The organism is Streptomyces sp. NBC_00876 (assembly GCF_045207435.1).
GTDB lineage: Bacteria > Actinomycetota > Actinomycetes > Streptomycetales > Streptomycetaceae > Streptomyces.
In genome coordinates this window covers 1,895,875-1,917,398 of record NZ_CP108800.1, presented here as the reverse complement: position 1 = coordinate 1,917,398, position 21,524 = coordinate 1,895,875, and the positions used below count along the sequence as shown (strand labels likewise).

General features: G+C 70.9%; 22 protein-coding genes. 14 read left to right on the top strand and 8 right to left on the bottom strand.

Annotation, left to right across the window (positions count from 1 at the left end; all coding sequences use genetic code 11):
* Positions 1–6: 6 nt before the first annotated feature.
* The 3 genes from OG782_RS08420 to OG782_RS08410 all read right to left on the bottom strand — a co-directional run bounded on the left by OG782_RS08420 (position 7) and on the right by OG782_RS08410 (position 2,807).
* Positions 7–1,020 carry a COX15/CtaA family protein gene (locus OG782_RS08420; RefSeq protein WP_406448888.1) on the bottom strand — a complete coding sequence of 338 codons (1,014 nt, stop codon included), beginning with the start codon at positions 1,018–1,020 and terminating at the stop codon, positions 7–9.
* A gap of 75 nt (positions 1,021–1,095) precedes the next feature.
* The gene (locus OG782_RS08415) at positions 1,096–1,863 is read right to left on the bottom strand and encodes an ABC transporter permease (RefSeq protein ID WP_406448886.1); all 768 of its coding nucleotides are present in this window, start codon (positions 1,861–1,863) and stop codon (positions 1,096–1,098) included.
* Positions 1,860–2,807 (bottom strand): ABC transporter ATP-binding protein, encoded by a 948-nt coding sequence (locus tag OG782_RS08410; RefSeq protein ID WP_406448884.1) that lies wholly within the window; start codon positions 2,805–2,807, stop codon positions 1,860–1,862. The genes OG782_RS08415 and OG782_RS08410 overlap by 4 nt, the downstream gene beginning before the upstream one ends.
* Before the next feature lie 136 nt (positions 2,808–2,943).
* Between OG782_RS08410 and OG782_RS08405 the strand changes: the two genes are divergently transcribed.
* From OG782_RS08405 to OG782_RS08365, 9 genes are all read left to right on the top strand, one after another.
* Positions 2,944–3,684, top strand: coding sequence for a helix-turn-helix transcriptional regulator (locus OG782_RS08405; protein WP_406448882.1), 741 nt, complete (start codon positions 2,944–2,946; stop codon positions 3,682–3,684).
* A complete protein-coding gene (sufB, locus tag OG782_RS08400) occupies positions 3,681–5,102 on the top strand; it encodes a Fe-S cluster assembly protein SufB (protein ID WP_406448881.1) in 1,422 nt (473 codons plus the stop codon). Before OG782_RS08405 ends, sufB begins: the two co-directional genes overlap by 4 nt.
* A 59-nt stretch (positions 5,103–5,161) precedes the next feature.
* Positions 5,162–6,343, top strand: a complete 1,182-nt coding sequence (sufD, locus tag OG782_RS08395) for a Fe-S cluster assembly protein SufD (protein WP_406448879.1) — start codon at positions 5,162–5,164, stop codon at positions 6,341–6,343.
* Complete coding sequence (locus OG782_RS08390; protein ID WP_073720274.1) at positions 6,343–6,660, top strand: bifunctional 3-phenylpropionate/cinnamic acid dioxygenase ferredoxin subunit; 318 nt, start codon at positions 6,343–6,345, stop codon at positions 6,658–6,660. Before sufD ends, OG782_RS08390 begins: the two co-directional genes overlap by 1 nt.
* A gap of 7 nt (positions 6,661–6,667) precedes the next feature.
* Positions 6,668–7,432: a Fe-S cluster assembly ATPase SufC gene (sufC, locus tag OG782_RS08385; RefSeq protein ID WP_406448877.1), complete on the top strand. Its 765-nt coding sequence runs from the start codon at positions 6,668–6,670 to the stop codon at positions 7,430–7,432.
* Positions 7,429–8,685 carry a cysteine desulfurase gene (locus OG782_RS08380; RefSeq protein WP_406448875.1) on the top strand — a complete coding sequence of 419 codons (1,257 nt, stop codon included), beginning with the start codon at positions 7,429–7,431 and terminating at the stop codon, positions 8,683–8,685. Before sufC ends, OG782_RS08380 begins: the two co-directional genes overlap by 4 nt.
* A 21-nt stretch (positions 8,686–8,706) precedes the next feature.
* Positions 8,707–9,162 (top strand): Fe-S cluster assembly sulfur transfer protein SufU, encoded by a 456-nt coding sequence (gene sufU / locus OG782_RS08375; protein ID WP_024492621.1) that lies wholly within the window; start codon positions 8,707–8,709, stop codon positions 9,160–9,162.
* On the top strand, positions 9,159–9,497 hold the full coding sequence (locus OG782_RS08370; RefSeq protein ID WP_014156915.1) for a metal-sulfur cluster assembly factor: 339 nt from the start codon (positions 9,159–9,161) through the stop codon (positions 9,495–9,497). Before sufU ends, OG782_RS08370 begins: the two co-directional genes overlap by 4 nt.
* A 144-nt stretch (positions 9,498–9,641) precedes the next feature.
* Entirely contained in the window at positions 9,642–11,036 is a 1,395-nt protein-coding gene (locus OG782_RS08365; protein WP_406448872.1) for a hypothetical protein, read from the top strand.
* 107 nt (positions 11,037–11,143) lie between these two features.
* Here the strand turns inward: OG782_RS08365 and OG782_RS08360 are convergent, their stop codons facing one another.
* The gene (locus OG782_RS08360; RefSeq protein ID WP_406448870.1) at positions 11,144–12,163 is read right to left on the bottom strand and encodes a hypothetical protein; all 1,020 of its coding nucleotides are present in this window, start codon (positions 12,161–12,163) and stop codon (positions 11,144–11,146) included.
* Between the two features lie 216 nt (positions 12,164–12,379).
* Here OG782_RS08360 and OG782_RS08355 point away from each other — a divergent pair, with 216 nt between their 5' ends.
* The 3 genes from OG782_RS08355 to dapD all read left to right on the top strand — a co-directional run bounded on the left by OG782_RS08355 (position 12,380) and on the right by dapD (position 14,422).
* The gene (locus tag OG782_RS08355) at positions 12,380–12,700 is read left to right on the top strand and encodes a DMT family transporter (RefSeq protein ID WP_406448868.1); all 321 of its coding nucleotides are present in this window, start codon (positions 12,380–12,382) and stop codon (positions 12,698–12,700) included.
* Positions 12,700–13,236 (top strand): TetR/AcrR family transcriptional regulator, encoded by a 537-nt coding sequence (locus OG782_RS08350; RefSeq protein ID WP_406448866.1) that lies wholly within the window; start codon positions 12,700–12,702, stop codon positions 13,234–13,236. The genes OG782_RS08355 and OG782_RS08350 overlap by 1 nt, the downstream gene beginning before the upstream one ends.
* Before the next feature lie 196 nt (positions 13,237–13,432).
* Positions 13,433–14,422, top strand: a complete 990-nt coding sequence (gene dapD, locus OG782_RS08345) for a 2,3,4,5-tetrahydropyridine-2,6-dicarboxylate N-succinyltransferase (RefSeq protein WP_406448864.1) — start codon at positions 13,433–13,435, stop codon at positions 14,420–14,422.
* Here dapD and dapA read toward each other — a convergent pair.
* The 4 genes from dapA to OG782_RS08325 form a co-directional block, all read right to left on the bottom strand.
* On the bottom strand, positions 14,419–15,312 hold the full coding sequence (dapA, locus tag OG782_RS08340; protein WP_406448862.1) for a 4-hydroxy-tetrahydrodipicolinate synthase: 894 nt from the start codon (positions 15,310–15,312) through the stop codon (positions 14,419–14,421). The genes dapD and dapA overlap by 4 nt on opposite strands.
* Before the next feature lie 124 nt (positions 15,313–15,436).
* Positions 15,437–15,877, bottom strand: coding sequence for a GNAT family N-acetyltransferase (locus tag OG782_RS08335; protein ID WP_406458916.1), 441 nt, complete (start codon positions 15,875–15,877; stop codon positions 15,437–15,439).
* Between the two features lie 34 nt (positions 15,878–15,911).
* Positions 15,912–16,706: a phosphodiesterase gene (locus OG782_RS08330; RefSeq protein ID WP_406448860.1), complete on the bottom strand. Its 795-nt coding sequence runs from the start codon at positions 16,704–16,706 to the stop codon at positions 15,912–15,914.
* 88 nt (positions 16,707–16,794) lie between these two features.
* Positions 16,795–17,913: a lipid II:glycine glycyltransferase FemX gene (locus tag OG782_RS08325; RefSeq protein WP_406448858.1), complete on the bottom strand. Its 1,119-nt coding sequence runs from the start codon at positions 17,911–17,913 to the stop codon at positions 16,795–16,797.
* Between the two features lie 259 nt (positions 17,914–18,172).
* Here OG782_RS08325 and OG782_RS08320 point away from each other — a divergent pair, with 259 nt between their 5' ends.
* Both OG782_RS08320 and OG782_RS08315 read left to right on the top strand, forming a co-directional pair.
* Positions 18,173–19,699, top strand: a complete 1,527-nt coding sequence (locus OG782_RS08320) for a hypothetical protein (protein ID WP_406448856.1) — start codon at positions 18,173–18,175, stop codon at positions 19,697–19,699.
* A gap of 190 nt (positions 19,700–19,889) precedes the next feature.
* Positions 19,890–21,368, top strand: a complete 1,479-nt coding sequence (locus OG782_RS08315) for an alkaline phosphatase PhoX (RefSeq protein ID WP_406458915.1) — start codon at positions 19,890–19,892, stop codon at positions 21,366–21,368.
* The last annotated feature ends 156 nt before the right edge of the window (positions 21,369–21,524 follow it).

Below are 21,524 nucleotides of genomic sequence, written 5' to 3'. Positions count from 1 at the left end.
GCGGGGTCAGCCCGCGGTGGCCGGCTCCGGACGTTCGGCCGCCGGGCCGGGCACCGGGGCGACGGCCACCGGCCGCTCGCGCAGCGACAGCAGGACGCGCACCACACCGATCCACACCAGGCACGAGCCGAACATGTGCAGCCCGACCAGGATCTCCGGCGTGTCGGTGAAGTACTGCACATACCCCACCAGCCCCTGCGCCATCAGGATCAGGAACAGGTCCCGCGCGCGGTGCAGCGGGCCCACGGGCGCGTCGACGGCCTTCAGGACGAACCAGAGCGCGACGGTCAGCGCCACCACGACCCACGCCAGATCGGCGTGCAGCTGGGCGATCGTCTTCCAGTCGATCGGGATGCGGTGGACGTCGCTGGAGTCACCGGCGTGCCGGCCGGCCCCCGTGACCACCGTGCCGACCGCGACGAGCAGACCCGCCGCGACGACCAGCAGCCAGGTCAGCTGCGCGACCGCCTTGCCGACCAGCGGACGTGGCGCCTCATCGCCCTCGCGGGTCCGCTGCCAGGTGACCAGGGCGACCGTGAGCAGCGCGGTGGAGAGCAGGAAGTGGGCCGCGACGGTGTACGGGTTGAGGCCGACCAGCACGACGATGCCGCCGAGGACGGCGTTGCCCATCACCACCCAGAACTGGATCCAGCCGAGCCGGGTGAGGCTGCGCCGCCACGGTTTGGCGGACCGGGCGGCGATGATCGCCCAGCCGACCGCCGCGCACAGGACGTAGGTGAGCATCCGGTTGCCGAACTCGATGGCGCCGTGGAAGCCCATCTCGCTGGTCGCCGTCAGGCTCTCGTCGGTGCACTTGGGCCAGGTCGGGCAGCCGAGGCCCGAACCGGTCAGCCGCACGGCGCCACCCGTGACGACGATGGCGACGGCCATGACGACGGCCGACATGGCCGCACGGCGGACCGTCCGGGGGGACGGGGTCCAGCGTTCGGCGATGTACTGGAGCGGGTTGCGCAGGGCTTGAGCGACTTCGGCTCGGGTCAGCTTGGGCACGCGCACCATCGTAGGCGGCCGCTTGTGCAAGCTTTCACGAGGGGGACGAGTTGCCTGAAACGTCGACTCAGCGCAGCCGCGGGCTCACTCCCAGCGGAAGAACCTCGCCGCCGCGCCCAGTGCGAGTACCGCCCAGACCGTGAGGATTCCCAGGTCGCCCCAGGGCATCGCGGCGCCGTGCTGCAGGACGTCCCTGAGCCCGTCCGAGAGGGCCGCGATCGGCAGCAGCGCCAGTACCGACTGCACCGCGTCCGGGAACTTGTCCAGCGGCACGATGACCCCGCCGCCGACGAGCAGCAGCAGGAAGACCAGGTTGGCGGCGGCCAGCGTCGCCTCCGCCTTCAGCGTGCCGGCCATCAGCAGTCCGAGCCCGGAGAACGCGGCGGTCCCCAGGATCAGGAGCAGCAGTACGGCGAACGGGTTGCCGTGCGGCGACCAGCCCAGCGCGAAGGCGATCACCGTCAGCAGGACGACCTGGAGGACCTCGGTGACCAGCACGGCGAGGGTCTTGGCGGTCATCAGCGCCCAGCGGGGCAGCGGCGACGCGCCGAGCCGCTTGAGCACCCCGTAGCGCCGCTCGAAACCGGTGGCGATGGCCTGGCCGGTGAAGGCCGTGGACATCACGGCGAGCGCGAGGATGCCGGGGGTCAGGAAGTCGACCGACTCGCCCGAGCCGGTGTCCACGATGTCGACGGCGCTGAACAGCACCAGCAGCAGCGTCGGGATGACCACCGTCAGCAGCAGCTGTTCGCCGTTGCGCAGCAGCATCCGCGTCTCCAGCGCCGTCTGCGCCGCGATCATGCGGGGCAGCGGGGCGGCGCCCGGCCGGGGGGTGTACGTACCGGCGCTCATGCGCGCAGCTCCTTGCCGGTCAGTTCGAGGAAGACGTCCTCCAGGGTGTGGCGCTCGACGGAGATGCCGGAGGGCATCACGCCGTTCTGCGCGCACCAGGAGGTGACGGTGGCCAGCAGCTGCGGGTCGACCTGGCCGGTGATGCGGTACGTGCCGGTGGCGAGCTCGGCCGCCTCAGTACCGTCGGGCAGCGCCTTCAGCAGGGAGTCGAGGTCGAGCCCGGGGCGGCCGGTGAAGCGCAGGGTGTTCTCGGCGCCGCCGCGGCAGAGCGTCTCGGGGCTGCCCTGGGCGATGAGCCGGCCCGCGTCGATGATGGCGACGTCGTCGGCGAGCTCCTCGGCCTCGTCCATGAAGTGGGTGGTGAGGACGACGCTGACGCCGTCGGTGCGCAGTTCCCGTACGAGGTCCCAGGTGGAGCGGCGGGCCTGCGGGTCGAGGCCCGCGGTCGGCTCGTCCAGGAAGACCAGCTCGGGGCGGCCGACGACGGCCATGGCCAGGGCGAGCCGCTGCTGCTGGCCGCCGGAGAGCCTGCGGTAGGCGGTGCGGCCGCAGCCGCCCAGGCCCAGGCGCTCGATCAGGGCGTCCACGTCCAGCGGGTGGGCGTGCAGTTTCGCCATGTGGCGCAGCATCTCGTCGGCGCGGGCGCCGGAGTAGACGCCGCCCGACTGGAGCATCACGCCGATCCGGGGGCGCAGCCGCGCCGCGTCGGCGATGGGGTCGAGGCCCAGGACCCGTACCGTCCCGCCGTCGGGGCGGCGGTAGCCCTCGCAGGTCTCGATCGTGGTGGTCTTCCCGGCACCGTTGGGGCCGAGGACGGCGGTGACCGCACCGGCCGAGACCTCCAGGTCCAGGCCGTCCACTGCGGTCCTGCCGCCGTACCGCTTCACCAGGCCGCGGACCTGGACAGCCGGGCCGGAGGGGGGTGAGGCGGGCTCGCTCTTCATGGGCGGTAAGTCTAGGCAGCCGTCCGCCGCACCCCGGCCCGGGGGCTTGATTAGGTAACCCTAAGTGATCGATTCCACCCTTGATCGTTCCGGACCGTGGTTGTCAGGGCCGAGGGAATTACGCAACAATGGCGTTGTGAAATACGTTGGCGAGGCTCCGCAGGAGGAACTCGCGACCGGTGAGCGCTCGACGCGCAACCGGGTCGCGCGCTCCATCCTGGACCACGGCCCGTCCACCGTCGCCGACCTGGCGAAGCGCCTGGGGCTCACCCAGGCCGCCGTCCGCCGTCATCTCGACGCACTCGTCTCCGACGATGTCGTCGAGGCCCGTGAGCAGCGGGTGTACGGGGCGCGGACCCGTGGCCGTCCGGCCAAGGTGTTCGCCCTGACCGACTGCGGCAGGGACGCCTTCGACCAGTCCTACGACGCGCTCGCCGCGGACGCGCTGCGCTGGATCGCCGAGACCTCGGGCGATGCGGCGGTCATGGCGTTCGCGCGGGCCAGGGTCGCCGACCAGTCGGCGTCCTACCGTGCCGCGATCGAGGCCGCGGAGCCCGAGACCCGTACGGAGGCTCTGGCCAAGGCCTTGTCCGCCGACGGGTACGCTGCTACGGCGCGAAGCGCGCCGGGCCCGCAGCAGGGTGAACAGCTGTGTCAGCACCACTGCCCGGTGGCACACGTCGCCGAGCAGTACCCGCAGCTGTGCGAGGCGGAGACGGAGATCTTCTCCAGCCTCCTGGGGACCCATGTGCAGCGTCTGGCCACCATCGCCCACGGCGACGGGGTGTGTACGACGTACATTCCGCGCAGCGGCCACCCCACCCCACAGACCACCAATTCAGCATCAGCAAGCACGGCCGGGAGGAACCCCGCATGACGCTCCCTACGGAGACTGCCCACCCTGAGCTCGATGGCCTGGGCACGTACGAATTCGGTTGGGCCGACTCCGACGCGGCAGGCGCAGCGGCCAAGCGCGGCCTCTCCGAGGCCGTCGTCCGCGACATCTCGGCGAAGAAGAACGAGCCCGAGTGGATGCTGAAGCTGCGGCTCAAGGGCCTCAAGCTCTTCGGCAAGAAGCCCATGCCCAACTGGGGCTCGGACCTGTCGGGCATCGACTTCGACAACATCAAGTACTTCGTCCGTTCGACGGAGAAGCAGGCGGAGTCCTGGGAGGACCTGCCCGAGGACATCAAGAACACGTACGACAAGCTCGGCATCCCGGAGGCGGAGAAGCAGCGCCTCGTCGCCGGTGTCGCCGCGCAGTACGAGTCCGAGGTCGTCTACCACCAGATCAACGAGGAGCTGGAGGCGCAGGGTGTCATCTTCATGGACACCGACACCGCGCTGAAGGAGCACCCGGAGCTCTTCAAGGAGTACTTCGGCACCGTCATCCCGGTCGGCGACAACAAGTTCGCCTCGCTGAACTCGGCCGTGTGGTCCGGTGGCTCGTTCATCTACGTGCCGAAGGGCGTGCACGTCGAGATCCCGCTCCAGGCCTACTTCCGTATCAACACGGAGAACATGGGCCAGTTCGAGCGGACGCTGATCATCGTCGACGAGGACGCCTACGTCCACTACGTCGAGGGCTGCACCGCGCCGATCTACTCCTCGGACTCCCTGCACTCCGCGGTCGTCGAGATCATCGTGAAGAAGGGCGGCCGCTGCCGCTACACGACGATCCAGAACTGGTCGAACAACGTCTACAACCTGGTCACCAAGCGCGCCGTGGCCTACGAGGGCGCGACCATGGAGTGGGTCGACGGCAACATCGGCTCCAAGGTCACCATGAAGTACCCGGCCGTCTACCTGATGGGCGAGCACGCCAAGGGCGAGACGCTGTCCATCGCCTTCGCGGGCGAGGGCCAGCACCAGGACGCCGGCGCCAAGATGGTCCACATGGCTCCGAACACCTCCTCCAACATCGTCTCCAAGTCGGTGGCGCGAGGCGGCGGCCGTACCTCCTACCGCGGTCTGATCGAGATCGGTGAGGGTGCGCCGGGCTCCAAGTCCAACGTGCTCTGCGACGCGCTGCTGGTCGACACGATCTCGCGCTCGGACACCTACCCGTACGTCGACGTCCGCGAGGACGACGTGTCGATGGGCCACGAGGCGACCGTCTCCAAGGTCTCCGAGGACCAGCTCTTCTACCTGATGAGCCGCGGCATGACCGAGTTCGAGGCGATGGCGATGATCGTGCGCGGCTTCGTCGAGCCGATCGCGAAGGAGCTCCCGATGGAGTACGCCCTCGAGCTCAACCGGCTGATCGAGCTGCAGATGGAGGGTTCGGTCGGCTAGTAACGCCACCGACCGAGTCCCCCTGACATTTGACTGAGAAAGCGAGCACTACGACAGCCATGGCTGAGGCTCAGAACACTCCGGCGGGCTCCACCACCGCCGGCTCGATCGCGGTGGCCGCCGAGTCGACCGTCGCCACGCGCATGAGCGCGCCCCCGTCCTTCGACGTCGCGGACTTCCCGGTCCCGCACGGCCGCGAGGAGGAGTGGCGGTTCACTCCGCTGGAGCGGCTGCGCGGGCTCCACGACGGCACGGCCGTCGCCACCGGCGGCGGCGTGAAGGTCGCCGTCGAGGCACCCGAGGGCGTCACGGTCGAGACCGTCGGCCGCGACGACGCCCGCCTGGGCAAGGCCGGTACGCCGGTGGACCGGGTCGCGGCGCAGGCCTACTCGTCCTTCGAGCAGGCATCCGTCGTCACGGTCGCCAAGGAGGCCGTGCTCACCGAGCCGATCCGGATCGCCGTGCACGGCGAGGGCGGTGTGGCCTACGGCCACCAGGTCATCGAGCTGGGCGCCTTCGCCGAGGCCGTCGTCGTCATCGACCACACCGGTGACACGGTGCTCGCCGCCAACGTCGACTACGTCCTGGGCGACGGTGCCAAGCTGACCGTCGTCTCCGTCCAGGACTGGGACGAGCAGGCCGTCCACGTCGGCCAGCACAACGCGCTGATCGGCCGGGACGCCTCCTTCAAGTCCATCGTCGTCACCTTCGGCGGCGACCTCGTCCGGCTCCACCCGCGGATCGCCTACGCGGGCACCGGCGGCGAGGCCGAGCTCTTCGGCCTGTACTTCACCGACAAGGGCCAGCACCAGGAGCACCGCCTCCTGGTCGACCACAACGCCCCGCACTGCAAGTCCAACGTGGCGTACAAGGGCGCGCTGCAGGGCGAGGGCGCGCACGCCGTCTGGATCGGCGACGTCCTCATCCAGGCCAGTGCCGAGGGCACCGACACCTACGAGATGAACCGCAACCTGGTTCTGACCGACGGTGCACGGGTCGACTCGGTGCCGAACCTGGAGATCGAGACCGGCGAGATCGTCGGCGCCGGCCACGCCTCGGCGACCGGCCGCTTCGACGACGAGCAGCTGTTCTACCTCCAGTCGCGCGGCATCCCGGCCGAGGAGGCCCGCCGCCTGGTCGTGCGCGGCTTCTTCGCCGAGCTGGTCCAGCAGATCGGTCTGCCGGACGTCGAAGCCCGTCTCCTCGACAAGATCGAGACCGAGCTGAAGGCGTCGGTCTGATGGCCTTCGTCAAAGCCTGTGCGCTGAGCGAGCTGGAGGACGACACCCCCAAGCGGGTGGAGCTCGACGGCACGCCGGTGTCCGTCGTCCGCACCGAGGGCGAGGTGTTCGCGATCAACGACATCTGCTCGCACGCGAACGTCTCCCTGTCCGAGGGCGAGGTCGAGGACTGCATGATCGAGTGCTGGCTGCACGGATCGAGCTTCGACCTGCGCACCGGCAAGCCGTCCGGCCTTCCCGCGACGCGCCCCGTCCCCGTATACCCCGTCAAGATCGAAGGGGACGATGTGCTCGTCTCCGTCACCCAGGAGTCCTGAGTCACCCATGGCAACGCTTGAAATCCGCGACCTGCACGTCACCGTCGAGGCCGACAACGCCACGAAGGAGATCCTCAAGGGCGTCGACCTGACCGTGAAGCAGGGCGAGACCCACGCCATCATGGGCCCCAACGGGTCCGGCAAGTCCACCCTCGCCTACTCGCTGGCGGGTCACCCCAAGTACACGATCACCAGCGGCACCGTGACGCTGGACGGCGAGGACGTCCTGGAGATGTCCGTCGACGAGCGCGCCCGTGCCGGCCTGTTCCTCGCCATGCAGTACCCCGTCGAGATCCCCGGTGTCTCGGTCTCCAACTTCCTGCGCACCTCCGCCACCGCGATCCGCGGCGAGGCGCCCAAGCTGCGTACCTGGGTGAAGGAGGTCAAGGAGACGATGGCCGGCCTCCAGATGGACCCGTCCTTCGCCGAGCGCAACGTCAACGAGGGCTTCTCCGGCGGCGAGAAGAAGCGCCACGAGATCCTTCAGCTCGAGCTCCTCAAGCCGAAGGTCGCGATCCTCGACGAGACCGACTCCGGCCTCGACGTCGATGCCCTGCGCATCGTCTCCGAGGGCGTCAACCGGGTCCGCGAGACCGGTGAGGTCGGCACCCTGCTGATCACGCACTACACCCGGATCCTCCGGTACATCAAGCCCGACTTCGTCCACGTGTTCGCCAACGGCCGGATCGCCGAGTCCGGTGGCGCCGAGCTCGCCGACAAGCTGGAGAACGAGGGCTACGAGGCATATGTGAAGGGTGGCGCTTCCGCGTGACACAGCTGCCGGGCCTCCTCGACACCGAGGCGATCCGCAAGGACTTCCCCCTGCTGGATCGTACGGTCCACGACGGGAAGAAGATCGTTTATCTGGACAGCGCTGCGACCTCGCAGAAGCCGCGCCAGGTGCTCGATGCCCTCAACGAGTACTACGAGCGGCACAACGCCAATGTGCACCGCGGCGTGTACACGATCGCGGAGGAGGCCACGGCGCTGTACGAGGGCGCCCGTGACAAGGTCGCCGCGTTCATCAACGCGCCCAGCCGCAACGAGGTGATCTTCACCAAGAACGCCTCGGAGTCGCTCAACCTCGTGGCCAACATGCTCGGCTGGGCCGATGAGCCCTACCGGGTCGACCACGAGACCGAGATCGTCACCACGGAGATGGAGCACCACTCCAACATCGTGCCGTGGCAGCTGCTCTCGCAGCGCACCGGCGCGAAGCTGAAGTGGTTCGGCATCACGGACGACGGCCGGCTCGACCTGTCCGACATCAACGAGATCATCACCGAGAAGACGAAGATCGTCTCCTTCACGCTGGTCTCGAACATCATGGGCACGATCAACCCGGTCGAGCAGATCGTCCGGCGCGCCCAGGAAGTCGGCGCGCTGGTCTGCATCGACGCCTCGCAGGCCGCCCCGCACATGGTGCTCGACGTGCAGGCGCTGCAGGCCGACTTCGTGGCCTTCACCGGCCACAAGATGGTCGGACCGACCGGCATCGGCGTGCTCTGGGGACGGCAGGAGCTCCTGGAAGACCTGCCGCCGTTCCTCGGTGGCGGCGAGATGATCGAGACCGTGTCGATGCACTCGTCGACGTACGCCCCCGCGCCGCACAAGTTCGAGGCCGGTACGCCCCCGATCGCCCAGGCCGTCGGCCTCGGCGCGGCCGTGGACTACCTCTCGGCGATCGGCATGGAGAACATCCACCGCCATGAGCAGGCCATCACCGCGTACGCGGTGAAGCGTCTGCTGGAGGTCCCGGACCTGAAGATCATCGGTCCGGCCACCGCGGAGGACCGTGGCGCCACGATCTCCTTCACGCTCGGCGACATCCACCCGCACGATGTGGGCCAGGTGCTCGACGAGCTGGGCATCGCGGTCCGGGTCGGACACCACTGCGCACGGCCGGTCTGCCTGCGGTACGGAATTCCTGCGACGACGCGAGCGTCGTTCTATCTGTACTCCACGCCCGCCGAGGTCGACGCCCTGGTGGACGGTCTGGAACACGTCCGGAACTTTTTCGGTTAGACAGCGGCTGAGGACTGACTCGTGAAGCTTGATTCCATGTACCAGGAAGTGATCCTGGACCACTACAAGCACCCCCACGGGCGCGGCCTGCGGGACGGCGACGCCGAGGTGCATCACGTCAATCCGACGTGCGGTGACGAGATCACGTTGCGGGTGCGGTACGACGGCGAGACCATCGCCGACGTGAGTTACGAGGGTCAGGGCTGCTCCATCAGCCAGGCCAGCGCCTCCGTGCTGAACGAGCTGCTGGTCGGCAAGGAACTGGGCGAGGCGCAGAAGATCCAGGCCGCGTTCCTGGAACTGATGCAGTCCAAGGGTCAGCTGGAGCCGGACGACGCGATGGAGGAGGTACTGGAGGACGCGGTCGCGTTCGCCGGTGTCTCCAAGTACCCGGCCCGGGTCAAGTGCGCGCTGCTCAGCTGGATGGCGTGGAAGGACGCGACGGCGAAGGCGCTGTCCGAAGGGAAGACGGCATGAGCGAGAACGAGACTCTTACCACCAAGCCGGCCTCCGAGGAGGAGGTCCGCGAGGCGCTGTACGACGTGGTCGACCCCGAGCTGGGCATCGACGTCGTCAATCTGGGCCTCATCTACGGCATCCACATCGATGACGCCAACATCGCCACCCTCGACATGACCCTGACGTCCGCGGCCTGTCCGCTGACCGATGTCATCGAGGACCAGGCGAAGTCCGCCACCGACGGCATCGTCAACGAGCTCCGGATCAACTGGGTCTGGATGCCGCCGTGGGGCCCGGACAAGATCACGGACGACGGCCGCGAGCAGCTGCGCGCGCTGGGCTTCAACGTCTGAGCACCCCCGTACGAGTGTGAACGGCCCCCGGCGCGAGTCGGGGGCCGTTCGGCTTTGTTCGTCCGGCGTACGCGTGGCGTGTGCCGTCCGTTGGCACGGGAGCCGGAACCTACTCCTCGACACCACGCCGACGAGAGGTACGCCGTGCCGCATCACCTTGTCCTCCGCCACCGCCGGACCGTCGCCGCCGCGGGAGGCGCCCTGGCGCTGGCCGCCCTGGGTCTCGGCGCCCCCGCGCACGCCGCGAGCTACGGAACGCCGACGATCACCCTGTCGGCCGGCTATCTCTCCGGCGCCGTCGGCGCCACCGCCGACCCCGTCGTGACGGTCACCGTCGCGCAGAGCGGCGCCGACGTCACCGCGCTCGGTGTGGCCGCGTCCGCCAGCTCCAAGACGTCCGTCGCCGCCACCGGGGACGTCACCGTGACCGGCACCGGCGCCACCCGGCAGCTCCGCGTCGCCGCCCACGCCCGCGGCTACACCGACCTCACCATCAAGGTCACCGGCCTCGGCGGCAAGACCGCCACCAGGACGCTGCACTTCGCGGCCTCCGCCGCCGTGCAGAACGCCTCCGACACCCGCTACCTCACCGGGTCCTCCGACTCCTCGGCCGCCGTCGACGCCGGGGACGGCTACGTGGTGGTCGCCGACGACGAGTCCAACACCCTGCGCCTCTACGACCGTTCGGTCTCCGGCGCCCCCGTGCGGACCTGGGACGTCGCCTCGAAGCTGGGCGTCGACAAGGAGATCGACATCGAGGGCGCGGCCCGGGTCGGGAACACCGTCTACTGGACGGGTTCACTGGGCAACAACAAGGACGGCGAGTACAAGTCCGACCGCAACACCGTCTTCACGACGACGGTGAGCGGCTCCGGCGCGTCCACCCAGCTGACCGTCGGCGGCTCCTACAAGAAGCTCCGGGACGACCTCGTCGCCTGGGACAAGAACAACGGCAACCGCTACGGCTTCGCCGCGGGAACCGCCGACGGTGAAGCGCCCAAGCAGATCGACGGGTTCAACATCGAGGGCCTGGAGTTCGCCCCCGGCTCGACCACCACCGCCTACCTCGGCTTCCGCGCCCCGCTCGTCCCGCCGAAGTCGGGCGGCAAAGCGCTGATCGTGCCCGTCACCAACTTCGACAAGGTGGCCGGCTCCGGAGCGAAGGCGGTCATCGGCACCCCCATCGAGCTGGACCTCGGCGGCCTCAGCATCCGCGACATCCGCAAGAACTCCGCCGACCAGTACCTGATCGTGGCCGGTTCCTGGGCCGCCGACGACAACTCCGACCCGTACGCCCTCTACTCCTGGGACGGCGTCGCCGCCCACGCGCCGGTGAAGCGGCTCGACCTGCCGACCGCCGACCCGGGCGGCTGGGAGGCCATCGTCGACGTGCCGGACCTGACGGTGCCCGGCGCGCGGGCGCAGCTGATCACCGACGCCGGATCGGCGGACCTCTACGGCGACGGCACGGAGGCCAAGGACCTCGACCACGACGAGTGGAAGAAGTCCCGCGCGACCTGGTTCACCGTCAACGGCTGAGCCGGTCCGGCGGCTCTGGCCGGTCCGGAGGCTTTGGGCCGGTCCGTACGCGACCGGCCGTGCCCGCCGGACGGACCGGCGGGCACGGTCGTTGCCTCGGGCGTGCCCTACGCCGTGTACTGCGGGGGCACCGCGGCGGCCTCGGCGAGGACCGGGCCCAGGTTCTCGGTGCGGATCCGGCGGTCGACGTACAGCAGTCCGGTCACCAGCGGCGGGAACGTGGCCACGATCAGCTGGCTGACCAACTGGCCGAGCAGCAGGGCCAGTATGTAACCGCTCATGGCGACGACGACCGAGGCGGGATTGGGGTCGTCCCCCAGATTCATGGAGCCGAGCATGCCGGAGAACATGCCGAGCAGCGAGAACGGCAGCTGGATCAGATAGCTGGTGACACCCGCGATGGCGCCTGCCAGCAGGGTGATCCCGAAGATCCGCCACCAGTCCCCGCGCACCAGCCGGGAGGACCGGCGCAGCGCGGCGATGGGTCCCTGGTTCTCGAAGACGACGGCCGAGGGCGCCAGGCTGAACTTCACCCAGAGCCACGTCACCAGCGGCCCCGTCGCCAGGACGCCGATCAGGCCGATCAGGATCATGACGAGCGGGCTGCTGTCGCCGTCCATGCTGACCATGCCGATGACGAAGGCGATGAACGCCGCCCAGGCGAGCAGCAGCGGGACCATGGCGATCAGCCAGGTCAGCAGGACCGTTCCGGTCACGGCGGGCATCCGTGCCCAGGCGCGTCGCCAGACGGCGGAGAAGGTGGTCGGCCGGCCCAGGACCGCCTCCTGGAGGATCGCGGGTACGGCCGCGTACATCAGTGCCGTGGAGACCGCGAGCGCGAGCAGGCCCACCAGCGCGACCGAGCCGAAGGCGACGGCGGCCGGCACCCAGTCCTCCGAGCGCGGGTTCTCCTCGGAGCCGAGCTCCAGGATCCGGTCCAGATGGTCCGCCACGGCGGAGTAGGCGATCGCGAGCGAGGCCGCGACCACCGCAAGCGCACCGCCGTACACGGCCGCGCCGATGCCGAACAGCTGCTTGCCGTAGCGGCCCACGGTGGAGAACGCGCCACCGAGTATGTCCCCGAGCCTCAACGGCCCCAGGGGTATCACCCCGGGCTTCGGCGGCATCCAGCCCCCGCCCCAGCCGCCCCAACCGGGCTGCCCCGGAGGTCCCCCGTACGGCGCGCCCCCATAGGGACCGCCGCCCCACCCTGCGTCCTGCGCCACTGCTGCTCCGTCGGTCAGTCGATCATGAACTGGCATGTGCTGGACGGACCACGGTAGCGCCCCGCCGCCGCCCCGGTCCCGGGCGGTGCGCACCCGGCGTTGCGTACACTCGTACACATGGGATATGGACTGCTTGCCGCGGCCATCGCGGCAGAGGTGGCCGGGACGACGGCCATGAAGTACAGCGAGGGATTCACCCGGCTGTGGCCCTCGCTGATCACCGTCGCCGGCTATCTGCTGGCCTTCTCGCTGCTCGCCCAGACACTCAAGACGATGTCGATGGGGACGGCGTACGCGATATGGGCCGGGATCGGCACGGCCGCCATCGCCGTCATCGGCATGCTCTTCATGGGAGAGTCCGGCAGTCTGGTCAAGGCGGCGGGCATCGCCCTGATCATCGCCGGTGTGGTGGTCCTCAACCTGGGCGGGGCGCACTGATGGCACGGCGGTACGACCCCGAGCGGCGCGACCGGATCATCGACGCGGCGATCCGGGTGGCCGGCGCCAAGGGGATCGCCGGGCTCAGCCACCGCTCCGTCGCCGCCGAGGCCGATGTGCCGCTCGGCTCGACCACGTACCACTTCGCCTCGCTGGACGAACTGCTGATCGCCGCACTGCGCCGGTCGAACGAGAACTTCGCCACGCTCATGCGGCAGAGCCCGGCCCTCGCCGACCCGGCCGCCGACCTCGCCACCGAACTCGCCCGGCTGCTGGGGGAGTTCTTCGGCGGCGGCCGCGGCAAGGCGGAGCTGGAGTACGAGCTCTACCTCGCCGCCCTGCGCAGGCCCGCGCTGCGCCCGGTCGCGGCCGAGTGGACCGACGCCACGGCCGCGCTCCTGGCGCCGCGCACCGACCCGGCCACCGCGCGGGCCCTCGTCGCGCTGATGGACGGGATCTGTCTGCAGGTGCTGCTCACCGGCGGCGTCTACGACGAGGCGTACGCGCGGGAGATGCTGGGCCGGATCAGCGGCTGACCGCGTGGACCGGGGCCCTGCCGGGCGGGATCCAACGGCCGGAGCCGTCGCCCGGACCCCTCCCGGCCGCGTCCCGGACCGCTGACGGGGTGGCGTGGCGGGTGAGGCCGGGGGCTGTACGCGTACGAGGGGTTCGCGACGCCCGGACGCTGAGACCGGTTCGCCGGGGCGGGCCCCGGCCGGTTAGGTTCTGGTCATGACCGACACGACTTCCCCCCGTACCACCGGCGCCGTCGCCGCCGGCCTCGCCACCATCGCCGGCGACGGATCCGTTCTCGACACCTGGTTCCCCGCGCCCGAGCTCACCGCCGAGCCCGGACCGGCCGGAACCGAGCGGCTCACTCCCGACCGTGCCGTCAACCTGCTCGGCGAGGGCGCCGCCAAGGCCATCGGCGTGGACGCCCGCCGCGGGGTCGAGGTCGTCGCCGTCCGCACGGTCATCGCCTCGCTGGACGACAAGCCGCTCGACGCGCACGACGCGTACCTGCGCCTGCACCTGCTCTCGCACCGTCTGGTCCAGCCGCACGGGCAGAACCTCGACGGCGTCTTCGGCCTGCTCACCAACGTGGCCTGGACCTCGCTCGGCCCGGTCGCCGTCGACGACCTGGAGAAGGTCCGGCTGAACGCCCGCGCGGAGGGCCTGCACCTCCAGGTCACCTCGGTCGACAAGTTCCCGCGCATGACGGACTACGTCGCGCCGAAGGGCGTCCGGATCGCCGACGCCGACCGGGTGCGGCTCGGTGCGCACCTCGCCCCGGGCACCACCGTCATGCACGAGGGCTTCGTCAACTTCAACGCCGGCACCCTCGGCACGTCGATGGTCGAGGGCCGGATCTCCGCGGGCGTCGTCGTCGGCAACGGCTCCGACATCGGCGGCGGCGCCTCCACGATGGGCACGCTCTCCGGCGGCGGCAAGGAGCGCATCGTGATCGGCGAGCGCTGCCTGGTCGGCGCGGAGGCCGGGGTCGGGATCGCGCTCGGCGACGAGTGCGTCGTCGAGGCCGGTCTGTACGTCACCGCCGGTACCCGGGTCACCCTGCCGGACGGTCAGATCGTCAAGGCGCGCGAGCTCTCCGGCGCCTCGAACATCCTCTTCCGCCGCAACTCGGTGACCGGCGCCGTCGAGGCCCGCCCGAACAACGCGGTCTGGGACGGTCTCAACGACGTCCTGCACAGCAACGGCTAACCCGCGGCGAGCAGTTCCTGGTACGCCCTCCGCAGCCCGTCGGACGCCTCGCGCCCGGCGGGCTGCAGCGGTTCCCGGACCGGGCCCGCGCCCAGCAGCGCCTTCGCGGTCACCGTGCCGGGCAGCCCGGACGCCATCATCAGCTCCGTGAGCGGGGCCAGCAGAGCGTTCAGCCGCGCCGCCCCGGCGGTGTCCCCGGCGTCGAAGGCGTCCAGTACGGCGCGCAGCCGGCCGGGCACCACATTGGCCACCGTGCTGACGTAGCCCGCCCCGCCCACCGCGTACAGCGGCAGATTCAGCTCCTCGCACCCCGAGTAGTAGGCGAGCGAGGTGGCGGCGATCACCTTCGTCGCACCCAGCAGGTCGTACGAACAGTCCTTCACCGCCACGATGCGCGGGTGCTCCGCCAGCCGCAGCATCGTCTCCGGCTCGATGCGGGTGCCGGTGCGGCCGGGGATGTCGTACAGCATCAGCGGAAGGCCGGCCGCGTCGGCGACCCGCAGGAAGTGCGCCTCGACGGCGGCCTGCGGCGGCCTGCTGTAGTACGGGGTCACGACCAGCAGGCCGTCGGCGCCCGCCTGTTCCGCCTGCCGGGCCAGTTCCACGGTGTGCCGGGTGTCCGCGACCCCGACGCCCGCGATCACCGCCACGTCCGCGCCGACCGTCTCGCGCACCGCGCGCAGCAGCGCCGCCTTCTCGGCGTCGGAGGTGGTCGGCGACTCCCCGGTGGTGCCGCTGAGCACCAGACCGTCGCAGCCCCCGGCGACCAGCGCGGCGGCGTGCTCGGCGGCGGCGTCCGGGTCGAGGTCTCCGGCGGCGGTGAACGGCGTGACCATGGCACAGAGGGCGCGGCCGAAGGGGTGCGGGCGGGAGGGTGCGGGCGATGTCATGTCCGAAGTGTCGGCCCGCCGGACCGTGAAGGTCCACTTAGTTCTTCTCGGGGGGAAGGTGAAGCAGCGCTCAACTATCGGAGGGGTGGCGAGCCCGGGGCCCCCGGCGGCCGCCGCGGACCGGTCAGAGAGCGAGCTTGAAACCCTCGTGGCTCGCGGTGAAGCCCAGCGAGGTGTAGAAGCGGTGCGCGTCCACCCGGCGCTTGCCACTGGTCAGCTGCACCAGCGCACACCCCCGCCGCCTCGCCCGCTCGACGGTCCGCTCCATCAGCTCCCGCCCGAGCCCGCCGCCGCGCAGATCGGGCCGGATCCGCACGGCCTCGATCAGGGCCCGCTCGGCACCATGCCTGCCGAGCCCGGGGATGTACGTCGCCTGAAGGCACCCCACCACCGTGTCGCCGTCCACCAGCACCAGGATCTCGTTGCGCGGATCCTCCGTGATCTCGGCGAACGCCTTCTCGTAGGCCGCGTCGACGACGACCGAGGCGGGGTCGACGGCCTTCTCCTCGTCGGCGAGGAGAGCGAGCACGGCGGGCAGGTCCTGGCGGGTGGCGGTTCGCAGCATCACGCCCGGATTCTGGCACGGGGCCCGGCGCGCGTCAGTACCCGGCCAGGACTCCGGCCGCATGGCTGACCGGCACGGTATGGGTGACCCACGCATCGCCCGCGAGCAGATGCAGCAGGAACGACGTCGGCTCCGGCAGATAGCCGGGCACGTTGTCGCGCAGCGCCAGGCCGCTCTGCCGAAAGGTGCTGGGCGCCACGGCCAGCACGCTGCCCGCGAAGGCGGCGGTGACCGGACGGTGGAGATGGCCGGCCAGGACCCGGACGACGTTCGGGTGGGCCGCGACCACCTCGGCCAGCGCATCGCCGTCCGCCAGCCGCATCCCGTCCAGGAAAGGGATCCCGACCGGCACCGGCGGATGATGCAGACACACGAGGGCCGGGACTCCGGGCCTGCGGGAGAGCGCGCCGTCCAGCCACTCCAGCTGCTCCGCCCCCAGCTGCCCTCCGGGGGAGCCGGGCACCGCCGAGTCCAGGACGGTCACCGTGAGCGCCGGGCGGTCCACGGCGTAGTACACCTCCTTGCCCCCGGCCCCGCACCCGCCCACGAACGCCGTGCCGCCGAACGCGTCCAGCAGCGCCGCCGAGTCGTCGTGATTGCCCGCCACCAGATAAAGCGGCAACGGAAACCTCCCGATCACCTCACGCAGCAGGGCGTACTCCGCGGGCGTGCCCCGGTCGGCGAGATCGCCGGTGATCACCACACAGTCGGGCAGCGGGTCGAGTGCGAGCACCCGGCGCAGCGCCCGGTCGAGACCGGCCGCCGGTTCGGCGGCCAGGGCGCCGGTGGTGAGGTGGGGATCGCTGAGATGTGCCACGGAGAACGTCATCCCGCCAGCCTGCCCGCAAACGGCCGCCCGCAACATCCAAGTCGGCGGCCCGCACCACCGGCTTCGGCGGGGCGGGCCGCACGGGTGCTCAGCGGCGGGCCATGTACAGGTTGAACGCCTTGTGCAGCACCTTGTTGACCGGGTAGTCCCACTCGCCGATGTACTCGGCGGCCCGCCCCCCGGTGCCCGCCTTGAACCGCAGCAGGCCCAGCAGGTGGTTGCCCTCGTCGAGGGTGTCGGTGATGCCGCGCAGGTCGTACACGGCGGCGCCCCGCTCGTACGCGTCGCTCATCATCCGCCACTGGATCGCGTTGTTGGGCTGCACCTCGCGCCTGCGGCTGGTGGAAGCGCCGTACGAGTACCAGACATGGGTGCCGACACTCAGCATCGTCGCCGCGGAGAGCACCTCCCCGTCGTGGTGGGCGAGATAGAGCCGCATCCGGTCCGGGTCCTCGGCCCGCAGCGCGGTCCACATCCGCTCGAAGTACGCGAGCGGCCGGGGGATGAAGCGATCCCGCTCGGCGGTCTCGCGGTACAGCTCGTAGAAGACCGGAAGGTCGTCGAGGCCGCCCTCGACCACCTTCACGCCCGCCTTCTCCGCCTTCTTGATGTTGCGCCGCCACTGCTGGTTCAGCCCGCCCCGGATCTCCTCCAGCGACCGTCCGGCGAACGGCACCTGGAACACGTACCGGGGCTGCCCGGCACTGAACCCGTCCGCGTCCCCGTCCGCGCCCGGCCGCCAGCCCAGGCGTCGCAGCTGCGCCACGACCTCGGCGGCCCCCGGCTCGCTCACGTCCGGCTCGACGTCGCGCAGCCGGCCCGCGGCCGGATCGGCGATGGCCTCCTTGACCGTCTGCGCCTCCCAGCGGCGCGCGATCACGGGCGGGCCCATCCGCACCGCGAACGCCCCCTGCCCCTTGGCATGGGCCACCAGCGGATCGAGCCACCGTCCCAGATCCCCCTCGTGCCAGGGGATGACCGGGCCCTCCGGCAGATAGGCGAGATACCGCTTCACCCGGGGGATCGGCCGGTACAGCACCAGCCCGGCGCCGACGAGCTCCCCGCCCTCGAACCAGCCGATGCTCTCCGCACGCCAGTCGGGCTTCACCTCACCCCACGAGGGGACCTGCATATGGCTCGCGGAGCCCCGGCCGGCGACGAACGCCAGGTGCTGTTCCGGGGTGATGGGCTGGACCCGCAGCGACATGCGGTACTCCGTTCCTCGTCCGGTGCATCAGGCTAACGAGGACCGGGCCGGCCGAGGGCGACCTTGAGCGCGTCGCACCAACGGAGTGGCCGGAACGGACGCATCGCAGGGGTGCGCCGGGCGGGCTGCCGTCATCTTTCCGTGCGCCGGGCGGCAGGGGGCGAAATGCGTCTACGCTTGGGCCGCCTGACCCCGTACACGCCCGGTGCAGTGATTCCGGCGACCTGTACGCCCCGCACGTTTCGAGGAGAACCCCCTGATGTCCGCAGAGCGCCCCACCCTGCCGCCGGTACGGCTGCACACCGAGGCGGAGCTGGCACGGGACGCGCTCGCCGCGCCGCTGCTCGCCCGCGCCGTACGGCTCGCCCGCTGGGCCGGGCCGGACACGCGGGTCGGCGCGGGCGGCGAGCTCGTCGACGCGCAGTTGCCCGCGGCGGCCGAGCACCTCGGCCTGGCCGCGGACGAGGACGGTGCGGCGGAAGCAAGCGAGGCCTGGCGCCTCGCGGTCGACACCGGGCTCGTCGAGGTCGAGGACCCGTCCCCGGAGCAGACGGAGGGCGGCTTCGGAGCGGACGGTTCGGACGACGGCGGCTCGGATCTGGACGGTTTCGGCGAGGACACCGAGGGAACCGTCACCGTGGGCGAGAACCTCGCGCTGCTGACCGGCGGTTCGCCGCAGGACGTCCTGGCGATCTGGCTCGACGGACTCGAGGCCGCCCACGCCGATGCCACCGCCCCCGTCTTCGACGACTTCGCCGACCTCGTCGGCGAGGACGGTTCGATCGACTTCGACGCCCTGGACTGGGACCCGGAGACCGAGGCGGAATTCCTCGACGGAGTGCTCGGCAACCTCTACCTGCTCACCGTCGGCGACGGGGCGGACGGCGCCCCCGTGCCGCTGCCCGCGCTCGCCGCCTCGATGATCGTGCCCGACGACATGGGCGAGCCCACCGACGACATCCTGGAGCAGGTGTCGGACGCGATGATGCGCCTGGACGACCAGTTCCGGGTCCTCGAACCCATCGGCATCGTCGAGTACCGGCCGGTGGACGAGGCGTTGCTGGTCGAGGAGGGCGAAGAGGGCGACGAGGGCGCGGCGGCCGCCGACGACGAGGACGTCACCCGGTACGGAATGGTGAAGCTGACCCCCCTCGGCCTCTACGGCATCCGGGCCCGGATGCTGGAGGCCGGCGTGGACGCCCCGGCGATCGGCGACCTGGCGGACAAGGGCGCCGACGTCCTCCTCGGCGGCATCGCGTACTACCCCGAGGAGGCGGCCCGCGGCGAGATCGAGCTGTGGCTCGCCCGGCACGGCGCCGACGGGGCCGCCGCCGCACTCCTGGACGCGGCACGCGGCGAGGACCCGCAGGCACCGCTGCGCCGGCTGCACTGCCAGCAGGCGCTCGCCCTGGTCGGCGCGGAGGCCGAAACCGCCGTACGCGCGGTCCTGGGCGATGCGGAGCTCGGCGGACTCGCACGGGTCTGGCTCGCCGAGCGGGGCGCCGCCGACGTGCCCGCACCCTCGGAGACGATGATCTTCTGGCTCGCCATCGACACGATCGCGGCCCAACTGGAGGCGGACGGCGACCTGGACGAGCTCCAGGGCCTGGTCGAGGGACTGTCCGGCCAGCACAGCGGCTTCTTCGACGAGGCATGGCGGGTGGACCACCCGGCGACGGCGGACGTCCTGGAGGCCATGGGACGGCTGCACAGCGACAAGAAGCAGGCGAAGGACGCCCGCAAGGCCGCGTTCAAGGCCCGCTCGCGCGGCGGTTCGGCCAGCTGAGACGGGTCACCGGCGGGCGGCCGGACCAGCGGGACGGCGGCGGGCGGCCGGAAGACGCGGCCGCCCGCCGACGGGGATGTTCACGGAAGGGGTTCCCCCGAAGTCGTCCCCAGTTCAACTGATGTTGGTGCAGGGGCGGGACGGTGATCGGGCCAACAACAACCCGCCCCAGCTGCACCAGGAGTACGTGATGGCCTTCACGCGCAGGGAATTCACCAGACAGTCCGCCCTCACCGGTGCCGGCATCGCCCTCACCGGAACCGTCGCCGCGCTGGCCACCGCACCCGGCGCCCTCGCCGCCGAGGACTCGAAGCACGGCCACGACGACCATGGCCACGGACACGACGGACACGGACACGGGCACAGCCACGAGCCCGGCTACGGGCCGCTGGTCCCCGACCCGAAGGGCATACTCGCGCTGCCCGCCGGATTCTCGTACAAGGTCATCACCCACAGCGGTGTCACCAAGCTGGAGACCGGCGAGTACACGCCGTCCAACCACGACGGCACGGCCGCCTTCGAGGGCGCGCGCGGCGTGACGCTGCTGGTGAACAACCACGAGCTGAGCGGCACCCGCGCCGGCTGGGAGCACCCGGTCCCGCTCACCGACGGCCTCGTCTACGACCCGGTCGCGGCCGGCGGCTGCACCGTCGTGGAGACCCGCCGCGACGGCCGCACCGCCGAATGGGTCGGCATCGCCGGCACCTCCACCAACTGCGCCGGCGGCGCCACCCCGTGGGACACCTGGCTCACCTGCGAGGAGACCGAGGACAAGGCCGGCAAGAACGGTCTGCTCAAGGACCACGGCTACGTCTTCGAGGTCGACCCGTCCGACCGGCGCGCCAACCGTGACCCGCGCCCGATCAAGGCGTTCGGCCGGTACGCCCACGAGGCCGTCGTCATCGACCCCAAGCAGGGCCACGCCTACCTCACCGAGGACGCGTCCGGTCCCAACGGACTGCTCTACCGCTGGGTCCCGCCGCACGGCTTCAAGCACGGCCGCGGGAAGCTGCGCACGCTCGCCGACGACGCCGGTGTCCTCCAGGCCACCAAGTGCTTCGACAAGAGCGGGAAGTTCGTCGACGACCTCTCCCGGGCCACGAAGATCGGCACCGTGTACGGCGTGGACTGGGTCGACGTGCCCGACCGCGACGCCAAGACCGTCTCGGTGCGCAAGCAGTTCGGCGACAAGGACGTCACCCGCGCCCGCAAGCTCGAGGGCATGTGGTGGGGCGACGGCGGCGCCTACATCGTCTCCTCGTTCGCCCGTGCCGAGAGCCCCGTCCAGCACGACGGCCAGGTCTGGTTCTACGACCCCAAGCGCCGCACCCTGACGCTGAAGGTGCTCCTCGGCGTCAACGCCGACCCCTCCAAGGACGGCGCCTTCGACGGCCCGGACAACATCACCGTCTCGCCGTACGGCGGCCTGGTCATCGCCGAGGACGGCGAGGGCGTCCAGCACCTGTTCGGGGCGACCGAGAGCGGCCGCACCTACCCCATCGCGCGCAACGAGCTGAACGCCGGCACCGAGGCGGACCCGGAGTACAGCGAGTTCACCGGAGTCACCTTCTCGCCCGACGGGAAGACGCTCTACGCCAACATCCAGACGCCGGGCATCATGCTGGCCATCACCGGCCCGTGGAAGCGCCACTCGCGCCGGGAGCAGTAGCCCGCAGCCGTGATCCGGCCGGGGCCCGGTCCCCTCTTCGGAGGGCGGGCGGGGGCGGCGGATGACACCGGGAATCCGGCCGGGCACGCTCCGTACGCAAATGCGACAACCGCCACACCTTCGGTGGGCATTTCGGCCGCCGCGTCGCGCGCGGCG